The organism is Roseisolibacter sp. H3M3-2, assembly GCF_029211165.1.
Classification (GTDB): Bacteria; Gemmatimonadota; Gemmatimonadetes; order Gemmatimonadales; family Gemmatimonadaceae; genus Roseisolibacter.
On record NZ_JARGEK010000213.1, the window covers coordinates 1 to 8,236 of the forward strand.

Sequence of the window (8,236 nt, forward strand, 5' to 3'; positions counted from 1 at the left end):
CGCAGCGCGCGCTCGGCCTGCGCGAGGACGACCTCCGGCGCGCGGTGGCGCTGGCGGCCGCGCGGCCGTACCCGAACCCGCGGGCGGTGACCGGGGACGGCGTGCGGGCGCTGCTGCGGCGCGCCAGGGCGGGGGAGCCGCCGGCGGGCGGCTGACGGCGCGCTACAGCAGCGCGGCGCCTGGGACCGCGGCGAGCGCGTCGCGCAGCGCGCGCGGCTCGCGACCGAGCACCACCACCGCGGCGCCGGCCGGCAGCGCGACGGCGCGCCGCACGCGGTCGCACAGCACGTCCCCCGAGCTCCCGCTGGCCCCGACCGCGAGGACGAGCGGGCGCCCCTCCGAGTGGAAGAGCAGGCGCGCGGCGAGAAACGCCTCGCGCACATCGGGCTCGGAGGCGACGGCGGCGCGTACCGCGTCGAGCGCCGGGCCTTCCACCTCGTGCGGCACGAACCGGTCGAGCGCGCTGACGGCGTCGCGCTCGCGCGCGCGGGCGCGGGCCAGCCCGCGCGCCTGGTCTCCGCGCGTGCGCCAGCGCGCCGCCGCCGATTCCTGCCCGCGCTCCTCGTAGAGGTCGGCCAGCAGCTCGCAGGCCTCCTCGGCGACGTTCGGTGGGCCCTCGGCCGCGCGCTCGAGGAGGGCCGCCCCCGCGTCGTCGCCGTCCTCCAGCAGGAGCTCGCCCAGCGCGAACGCGGCGCGCGCGTGCGCGGGGTCGGCCTCCAGCGCCGCCAGGTAGAACGGCCGCGCAGCGTCGGAGCCGCGCAGCGTGGCGAGCAGCTCGGCGCGCGCGAACAGCGCGTCCGCGCCGGGCGCGGAGTCTGCCTCGAGCGTCGCGAGGCGCGCGTGGGCGTCGCGTAGGCGGCCGTGGCGCGCCGTCCACGCCTCGCGCTGGGCGTCCCGCCACTCCGCGTCCAGCCGCGCGGCGAGTTCGGCGAACGCGGCGCCGAGCAGCGCCTCGCCCGCCGTCGCCGGCACCGCCGGGGGGAGGCGCGCCGGCTCCCCGACGGCGCGCAGCCGCTCGGTGAGGCAGGGATGGCTGTCGTCGTCCTCGGTCTCCTCCTCCAGCAGCTCGCGCAGTAGTGCCTCCGTGTCGCCGCCCGGGGCCGGCCGCGCGCCCTCGGCCGTCATGCGCGCGAAGGGGTGCGGAGGCTCCGGGTCGGTCTCGACGGCGTCGTGAACCGCCGGCCAGAAGCGGTCGCCGACGATTCGGCCGCCGAGGTCCATGAGCACGAGGGTGTCGGCCGTGGTACGCGCGCCCACCAGCGAGGCGGCGACGCGGTCGGCCAGCAGCTCCTGCGCTCGCGCCGTGTGCGCCGACAGCGCGTCGAGGCGCGGCACGTAGTGGGCGAACGGCCAGCGCACGAAGATCGGCATCGCGCCCCGCTCGTGCACGGCCGCCATCAGCCGCAGCCAGGTGCGCCGCGTCCGGTAGACCCACGCCGCGAGCCGCCCGTGGTGGTGCCCGAGGTGCGCCAGCTCGTGGGCGACGACGGAGCGCAGCTCATCGACCGACAGCGCGGCCAGCACCGGCAGGCCGACCACGAGCGTGCGGCGGTGGGCCAGCGAGGCGTTGAACGACGGCGACACGACGAGGCGCTCCGCGCGCGGCACGCCCAGCGCCCGCGCCACGTCGTCGGCCAGCGCGTGGAGCGCGGGCGCGTCGTCGCGCGCGAGGGCGACGCCGCGCGGCTCGGGGAGTCGGAAGAAGAACACCCGCACCGACGCCCAGGCGAGGAGCGCGGTCGGCACGCCGACGAACAGCGCGACGACGGCCACCAGCGGGCGCCGAGCGAGCAGCCCCCAGGCCAGGAACGCCAGGACCGCGCCGAACGCCGCGACGACGCCCAGGAGCCAGGCGTACCCCTCCAGGACCAGCAGCGCGAGCCGCAGGTCGGAGGGGGGGCGCCTCACGGCGCGCCGGCCGGCGCGCCGGCGCCGGGCGTCTCGAGGGCGTCGAGCGCCTGCAGCGCCTCGTCGCGCACGCTCCCCGGCGGCCGTGAGTCGAGCGCCTCGCGGAAGCTGCGGGCCGCCGCGTCGCGGTCGCCGAGCGCGGCGAGCGCGTGGCCGCGGTTGACCATCGCGTTGGCGAAGTCGGGACGCAGCGCGAGCGCACGCTCGCAGTCCTCGATCGCCCGCGCGTGGTCGCCGCGCCGGTGATACGCGTAGGCGCGGTTGGCCAGCGCGTTCGGGTACTTCGGCTTGAGCGCCAGCGCGCGGTCGTAGGCCGCGATCGCCTCGTCGAAGTCCCCGCGCTTCTCGAGCGCCGCCCCCAGGTTGCTGTGGATCATCGGGTCCTTCGGGCCGAGCGCGGCGGCGTGCCGGAGCAGCGCGACCGCGGCGTCGTAGTCGCCGCGCCCCATCGCGTCGACGCCGCGGTTCATCGCGCCCGTGGCGTTCTTCGGCAGGAAGTCGACGACGCGCTTCCGGTCCTCCTCGGCGCGGTCCGCGTTGCCGAGCTTCGCGTGCACGGTGGCGCGCAGGTCGTGCAGCTCGGGGTTCTTCGGGTCGAGCGCGATCGCGCGGTCCATGGCCGCCAGCGCGCGGTCGTAATAGCGCTCGTTGTGCAGGAAGACGCGCGCGAGCTGTGCGAGCCCGTTCGACTCGCGCCACATCGCCATCAGCAACGCCTCCATCGGGACCGACCAGAGGGCGGCGACGATCCCGCCGGCGGCGAGGGCGAGCTCCAGCGGCGCGAGTCCGCCGAGCGGATGGCGCGCGGCCCACACGGCGGCCCACGCGGCGGCGGGGGCGAGGAGGAGCGACGCCAGCATCCAGACGTCCTCGTTGCGCACGGTGTTCGGGTGCACGCTGCCGCGCACCAGCCCGACCAGCAGGCCGCCGCCGACGCCGAGCGTGTACGCCGCCCAGGTGGCCTCGCGCGGGATGCCGAGCATCACCGCCCACGCCAGCAGCACCGACCAGAAGATCGCGGACCCGGCGTGGAACGTCAGGCACGGGTCGAAGAGGCGCCGCGTCACCGGCCGCGCCGCGCGCAGCACCGCGAAGGCAGCGGCCAGGAAGCCGACGAACGCAACCGCCGAGGCGCGGATGGCGGGGCTGAGCGAGAGGGCGCCGAGCAGCGCGCCGACCGTTCCGAGGAGGGCGAGCCAGAGCGCGGCGCCGAGGCGCGAGCCGCGGTAGAGCAGCTCGGCCTCCATCGGGCCGACCGTGGCGAGCATCTCCTCGTCGTCCAGCTGGACGGAGAAGTCGTTGACCCAGTCGAGCCGGTCGAAGTCGGGCATGACGCACCTCGGCCGCGGGAGGGGGGCGGGGAGAGGAGAGGGGGAGCCGCTATCATACGGTCCCAGCCGCGGCCGCGACATGGCCGTCCGGCGTCCCCCTTCTCGCGGAGGCCCCGTGCTCGTCGTCCAGGTCCACGTCCACGTGAAGCCCGAAGCGATCGACGCCTTCCGCGAGGCGACGCTGGAGAACGCGCGCAACAGCGTCCTCGAGCCGGGGGTGATCCGCTTCGACGTGCTGCAGGAGCGGGAGGACCAGACGCGCTTCCAGCTGGTCGAGATCTACCGCACCGCCGAGGACCCCGCGCGCCACAAGGCGACCGCGCACTACGCGGCCTGGCGCGACGCGGTGGAGCCCATGATGGCCGAGCCGCGCCGGAGCGTGAAGCTGGAGGCGCTCTTCCCCGACGCCGCGTGCTGGGAGATGCCCGAGGAGACGGCCGGGGAGTGACCGGGGCGCGCGCGGCCCGCGTCGCGACCGCCGCCTTCTTCCTGCTCTGCGGCGTCGGCGTCGCGAGCTGGGTGGTGCGCATCCCCGCCATCCAGCGCGCGCAGGGGATCGACGTCGGCACGCTCGGGCTGGTGCTGCTCGGGCTCTCCGCCGGCGCGCTGGTGGCGATGCCGCTGGCCGGCCGGCAGGTGGCGCGCCGCGGCAGCCGCCCGGTGACGCGCGCCGGCGCGCTGGCGTTCGCGGCCGCGCTCCCGTTCCCGGCGCTGGCGCCCGACCCGCTCTCGTTGGCCGCGGCGCTGGCGGTGGTGGGCGCCGCCAACGGCGTGCTGGGCGTCGCGATGAACGCGCAGGCCGCCGCGGTGGAGCGCGCCTACCGCCGCCCGATCATGGCCAGCTTCCACGCGCTGTTCAGCCTCGGCGGGCTCGCCGGGTCGGCGGCGGGCGGCGTGCTGGCGGCGCGGGGGGTGAGCGTGCGCGCGCACCTCGCCGGGACCGCGGCGGTGCTCGCCGTCGTCGCCTGGCTGGCGGCGCGCCGGCTGCTGCCCCCGTCGGCCGACGCGACCCCCGACGCCCCCGCCTTCGCGCGCCCCACGCGCGCGCTGGCCGCCCTCGGCGTGATCGCGTTCTGCGTGTTGTTCGGCGAGGGGGCGATGGCCGACTGGACCGCCGTCTACCTGCGCGACGTCGCGGGCACCGGCCCCGGGCTCGCCGCCGCGGGCTACGCCGCCTTCTCGCTCGCGATGGCCGGCGGGCGCGCGGGCGGCTACGCGCTGACGGTGCGACTCGGCGCGGTGCGACTGGTGGGCGGCGGCGGCGCGCTGGCCGCGGTGGGGCTCGCGCTCGCGGTCGCGGTGCCGACGCCGTGGGCCGCCGTGTCGGGCTTCGCGGCGGTGGGCGCCGGCTTCGCGGCGATCTTCCCGACCGTGCTCGCCGCCGCGGGACGCACGCCGGGCGAGTCGGCGGGGACGGCGATCGCCGCCGTCTCGACGTTCGGCTACACCGGCTTCCTCGCCGGCCCGGCCGCCATCGGCCTCATCGCCGACGCGACGTCGCTGCGCGCGGGGCTCGGCACGGTCGCGGTCACCAGCCTCCTCGTCGCGGTGCTGGCGCGGGCGCTGCGCCGGGAGAACGACAACTTCAGACAGGATTGACAGGAAACTGGGGGAGGGACTCGAGTCTGCAGTCTTTCCCCCAGTTTCCTGTCAATCCTGTCAAATGCTTTTGCCACGGCCCATCCCACGTGGTAGCGTGGTCCCGTCTCCCATCCGAGGATCCCGATGCCCACGCTCCGCCCCCTCGCCGCCGCGCTCGCGCTGACGACCGCGCCGCTCGCCGCGCAGGCGCCCGCCGTCACCGCGTTCGTCGGCGCCACCGTGCTGCCGATGGACGGCCGCGCCCCGCAGGCCGACCAGACCGTCGTCGTCCGCGGCGACCGCATCGTGGCCGTGGGGCCGAGCGCCCGCACCGCGGTGCCGGCCGGCGCGACGCGCGTCGAGGCGCGCGGGCGCTGGATCGTCCCCGGGCTCGCCGAGATGCACGGGCACGTCCCGCCGCCCAACGCGCCGGCCGTGCTCACCGACGAGACGCTCTTCCTCTACGTCGCCAACGGCATCACCACCGTGCGCGGCATGCTGGGCGCCCCCGGCCAGCTCGCGCTGCGCGAGCGCGCCAACAAGGGCGAGGTGATCGCGCCGACGCTCTACCTGGCCGGGCCGAGCTTCAACGGTAACTCGGTGAACTCCCCGGAGCAGGCCGAGCAGATGGTGAAGGCGCAGAAGGCCGAGGGGTGGGACCTGCTGAAGGTGCACCCCGGGCTCACGCGCCCGGAGTACGACGCGATGGCCCGCACGGCGAAGGCCGAGCGCATCCGCTTCGGCGGGCACGTGCCGGCGGAGGTCGGGCTGCTGCACGCGCTGGAGATGGGGCAGGAGACGTTCGACCACATCGACGGCTACATCGAGCAGCTGCAGGGCGACCAGCGCGACCTCGACGCGGCGGCGATGGCCGACGTCATCAAGAAGACGCGCGACGCCGGCGCCTGGATCGTGCCGACGATGGCGCTGTGGGAGGTGCTGTACGGGACCGCCGACGTCGCGACCGTCACGGCGTACCCCGAGCTGCGCTACATGCCGAAGAACACCGTCGCGCAGTGGACCAACCTCCACACGCAGCGGATGAACAGCCCGCAGATGGACCGCGCCGCCGGCCGCCGGGTGATCGACAACCGCATGAAGCTGCTCAAGGCGATGAGCGACGCCGGGGTGAAGATCCTCATGGGGACCGACGCGCCGCAGCAGTTCAGCGTCCCGGGCTTCTCGCTGCACCGCGAGCTGCTGCGCATGCGCGAGGCGGGGATGACCCCCGAGCAGATCCTGGCGACGGGGACGCGGCGCGTGGGCGAGTACTTCGCGGGCTCCGACAAGTTCGGCACGATCGCGGCCGGGCAGCGCGCCGACCTGCTGCTCCTCACCGCCGACCCGCTGGCCGACATCGGCAACCTGACCAAGCGCGCCGGGGTCATGGTGCGCGGGCGCTGGCTGTCGGAGGACGACATCCAGAAGCGGCTGGCCGAGATCGCGGCGCGCCATGCGCAGTAGCGCGCGCGTCGTCCTCGCGGCGCTGCTCGCGCTCCCGGCGGCCGCGGGCGCGCAGGACCGCGCGGCGCGCGTGGCGGCCGCGTTCCCGGCCGTCGACTCGCTGATGCGCGCGCACGCCGAGCGCACGCGCGTCCCGGGGATCGCCTACGGGATCGTGCTCGACGGGCGGCTGGTGCACGTGGGGACGCACGGGATCCGCGAGGTCCCGTCGCGCGCCGCGGTCGACTCGTCGACGGTGTTCCGCATCGCGTCGATGACCAAGAGCTTCACCGCGGCGGCGGTGCTCCAGCTGCGCGACGCCGGGAAGCTGCGCCTCGACGACCCCGCCGAGCGGTACGTCCCCGAGCTGCGCGCGCTGCGCGGGCCGACGACCGACGCGCCGCGCATCACGGTGCGCGACCTCCTCACCCACTCGGCGGGGTTCCCCGAGGACAACCCGTGGGGGGACCAGCAGCTCGCCGCCACCGAGGCCGAGCTGACGCGCATGATGCGCGGCGGGATCCCGTTCTCCACCGCGCCGGGGACGGCGTACGAGTACTCGAACTACGGCTTCGCGATCCTCGGCCGCGTCGTCGCCAACGTGAGCGGGATGCCGTACCCGCGCTACCTGCGCGAGCGGCTGCTGCTCCCGCTGGGGATGCGCAGCACGACGCTGGAGGCGCGCGACGTGCCGCCGGCGCGGCTGGCGTTCGGGTACCGCGTGCAGGACGGCGAGTGGCTGCTGGAGCCGGCGCTCCCAGACGGCGCGTTCGGGCCGATGGGCGGGCTGCTCACGACCGTCGCCGACCTGTCGCGGTGGGTGGCGTTCCTGCAGGACGCCTGGCCGGCGCGCGACGGCGGGGACCAGGGGCCGCTGTCGCGCGCGTCGCGGCGCGAGATGCAGCAGGTGTGGCGCTACAACGGCGCGACCGCGGTGCGCGACTCGACCGGCGCGCCGGCGCTGAGCGCGGGCGGCTACGGCTACGGGCTCGGCGTGCGGCAGACGTGCCTGTACCGCGTCTCGGTCTCGCACACCGGCGGGCTGCCGGGCTACGGCTCGCTGATGCGCTGGCTGCCGGAGCAGGGGGTCGGCATCGTCGCGCTCGGGAACCGCACCTACACCGGGTGGGGCGGCCCCGCCGAGGAGGCGCTGGCGCTGCTCGTGAAGGCGGGCGGGCTCGCGCCGCAGACGCCCGCGCCGGCGCCCGTGCTGGTCGAGCGGCAGGGGCAGGTGGCGCGGCTGCTCGCGCGCTGGGACGACGCGCTCGCCGACTCGGTGGCGGCGATGAACCTCTACCTCGACGAGCCCAAGGCGCGGCGGCGCGCGGCGTACGAGCGGCTCACGGCCGCCGCCGGCGGCGAGTGCCGGCCGGAGGGGGCGCTGGTCCCCGAGAACGCGCTGCGCGGCCGCTTCCGCCTGCGCTGCGCGACCGGCGACCTGCGCGTCTTCCTCACGCTCGCGCCGACGATCCCGGCGCGGGTGCAGCAGCTCGACGTCGCGCCCATGCGGCGCGAGGAGTCGCTCGACCCGGCGCCCGCCTGCCGCTGACGCGCGGTCCGCGCGTCCGCCGCGCGCGCTCCTACGCGCGCCCCACCAGCGCGGGCACCTCGGCGAGCAGCTCGCGCGCCAGGTAGCCGACGGTGGCGGTGCGGCGCGCGAGGATGCGCCCCGCGGTGCCGTGCGCCCACACCCCCCAGGTGGCGGCGGTCGTCGGCGCCGCCCCGCGCGCGGCCTGCCCGGCGACGATCCCCGCCAGCGTGTCGCCCGAGCCCGACGTCCCGAGCCCCACCGCGCCGCCGCGGAAGCGCAGCAGCGCGCCGTCGGGCTCCGCGATCCAGCTCTCGGCGCCCTTGAGCGCGACCGTCGCGCCGTAGCGCGCGGCGGCGAGGCGCGCGACCTCGCGCGCGTCGAGATCGACCTCCGCGCGCGGCACGCCGAGCAGCGCCGCCATCGCGCCGGCGTGCGGCGTCAG

General features: G+C 76.8%; 7 protein-coding genes. 4 read left to right on the forward strand and 3 right to left on the reverse strand.

The genetic code is table 11. The annotated features are described in order from the left end of the window. Positions 1-162: 162 nt before the first annotated feature. Complete coding sequence (locus PYV61_RS16305; RefSeq protein WP_275833494.1) at positions 163-1,908, reverse strand: M48 family metalloprotease; 1,746 nt, start codon at positions 1,906-1,908, stop codon at positions 163-165. Continuing rightward, positions 1,905-3,239 carry a tetratricopeptide repeat protein gene (locus tag PYV61_RS16310; protein WP_275833496.1) on the reverse strand — a complete coding sequence of 445 codons (1,335 nt, stop codon included), beginning with the start codon at positions 3,237-3,239 and terminating at the stop codon, positions 1,905-1,907. Before PYV61_RS16310 ends, PYV61_RS16305 begins: the two co-directional genes overlap by 4 nt. A gap of 115 nt (positions 3,240-3,354) precedes the next feature. Here PYV61_RS16310 and PYV61_RS16315 point away from each other — a divergent pair, with 115 nt between their 5' ends. The 4 genes from PYV61_RS16315 to PYV61_RS16330 all read left to right on the forward strand — a co-directional run bounded on the left by PYV61_RS16315 (position 3,355) and on the right by PYV61_RS16330 (position 7,812). Next, positions 3,355-3,687: an antibiotic biosynthesis monooxygenase gene (locus PYV61_RS16315; protein WP_275833498.1), complete on the forward strand. Its 333-nt coding sequence runs from the start codon at positions 3,355-3,357 to the stop codon at positions 3,685-3,687. Beyond that, positions 3,684-4,838, forward strand: coding sequence for an MFS transporter (locus tag PYV61_RS16320; protein WP_275833500.1), 1,155 nt, complete (start codon positions 3,684-3,686; stop codon positions 4,836-4,838). The genes PYV61_RS16315 and PYV61_RS16320 overlap by 4 nt, the downstream gene beginning before the upstream one ends. A gap of 126 nt (positions 4,839-4,964) precedes the next feature. Beyond that, on the forward strand, positions 4,965-6,284 hold the full coding sequence (locus PYV61_RS16325) for an amidohydrolase family protein (RefSeq protein WP_275833502.1): 1,320 nt from the start codon (positions 4,965-4,967) through the stop codon (positions 6,282-6,284). Continuing rightward, the gene (locus PYV61_RS16330) at positions 6,274-7,812 is read left to right on the forward strand and encodes a serine hydrolase domain-containing protein (RefSeq protein WP_275833504.1); all 1,539 of its coding nucleotides are present in this window, start codon (positions 6,274-6,276) and stop codon (positions 7,810-7,812) included. The genes PYV61_RS16325 and PYV61_RS16330 overlap by 11 nt, the downstream gene beginning before the upstream one ends. A 31-nt stretch (positions 7,813-7,843) precedes the next feature. On the opposite strand, the gene PYV61_RS16335 is transcribed toward PYV61_RS16330, so the two are convergent. Next, on the reverse strand, positions 7,844-8,236 hold a 393-nt coding region (locus PYV61_RS16335), incomplete at its 5' end, for an NAD(P)H-hydrate dehydratase (protein ID WP_275833506.1).